3 protein-coding genes are annotated in these 961 nt (G+C 62.3%); 1 reads left to right on the forward strand and 2 read right to left on the reverse strand.

Going from position 1 to position 961, the window contains the following annotated elements; genetic code table 11:
- Positions 1-191 (forward strand): hypothetical protein (locus tag ENZ75_RS34840; RefSeq protein ID WP_206617171.1); only part of this gene is annotated, 191 nt, incomplete at its 5' end.
- Between the two features lie 38 nt (positions 192-229).
- Here the strand turns inward: ENZ75_RS34840 and ENZ75_RS32950 are convergent.
- Positions 230-475, reverse strand: a complete 246-nt coding sequence (locus ENZ75_RS32950; protein WP_027160738.1) for a DUF982 domain-containing protein — start codon at positions 473-475, stop codon at positions 230-232.
- Positions 476-489: 14 nt separating this feature from the next.
- Complete coding sequence (locus ENZ75_RS32955) at positions 490-726, reverse strand: DUF982 domain-containing protein (RefSeq protein WP_013530775.1); 237 nt, start codon at positions 724-726, stop codon at positions 490-492.
- Between the last annotated feature and the right edge of the window lie 235 nt (positions 727-961).

A 961-nucleotide genomic window follows, 5' to 3' on the forward strand; every position in this document is an offset into this window, starting at 1 on the left:
GAACCTCGTTTTCTCGGGAGCGTTTTTCTCACGACTTGGAATTTGGAGAGATTATCGTGAGAGATATTGCAGCCACAGCCACGTTGCTTGCATCGATCGCCATCGTGATTGCATTGATTCTTCTGGTGCCGAAGAGCTTTGGATTCGAAACCTCTCAGCCGATTGTCCAGGGCGAGCTTCCAACGAAATGACAAAGCAGGCGAGGCACGACGTCTGCTTCCTTTGACACCTACCGCACCAAGACGCCGGCGTGGCTGCAGAGCGCTGCGAACGCTTCCTGCGCCTCGGCGGCGCCTGTCTGGGTTTCCAATGCGGCTTCGACCTTCTCGCGCGCCGCCTGGTAGAACGGGCCGCGCTTGGCCTGCGGCCAATCGATCAGGATTTCGCTGGCATCCCTGAGCGTGGCGACGTCGCGGATCGTGTCCGAGCCATGCGGCTTGATCCGCATCGGTGTGGGCAAAATGAGCTCGGACATGTCCTGTTTTCCAACTACTGCAGGAGTTTTGCTTCGCGCGCGGCGTCGATCACCGCCCGCATCGCTTTTTCCGGCGGCGTCCAGCCATCCAGCGCATCGCGGCAGCTGCGCAACGCCGCCCGGTAGCGCCGTCCCTGGCCAGCCGGCCAGTCGCCGAGGCATTCCAGGCCTTCCCAGGCGCTGCGGACGATGCGCTCGCGCTCAGGCGCGAATTTCAGCCTGATGGGGCGGGGAAACATCTTGTCGTTCAACGGTCGTCTCCATGATTGCCGCAAGTCGCCGGGCGACATGCGTGAGAGGCGTCCGGTAACGTCGGCGGCAGGGCAGGGTTCCCTTGCCCGGAGATCAAATCTCTGCGTCGATGTCCGACAGCGATCTCGGCGTCGGCGCTTCGGCGTTGTACGCCGCTGGGCGGTCATGCTCGAACTGTTCGGCGCCGGGCAAAGCGTGCAGCCAGGTCTCGCGCCTGGAGGTCCACAATTCATA

Source organism: Mesorhizobium sp. M7A.F.Ca.CA.002.04.1.1 (genome assembly GCF_004022805.1).
Classification (GTDB): Bacteria; Pseudomonadota; Alphaproteobacteria; order Rhizobiales; family Rhizobiaceae; genus Mesorhizobium; species Mesorhizobium ciceri.

Excerpts from the sequence above, each read along its gene's own strand:
- ENZ75_RS32950 (WP_027160738.1), bottom strand. The coding sequence starts at position 475 with ATGTCCGAGCTCATTTTGCCCACACCGATGCGGATCAAGCCGCATGGC.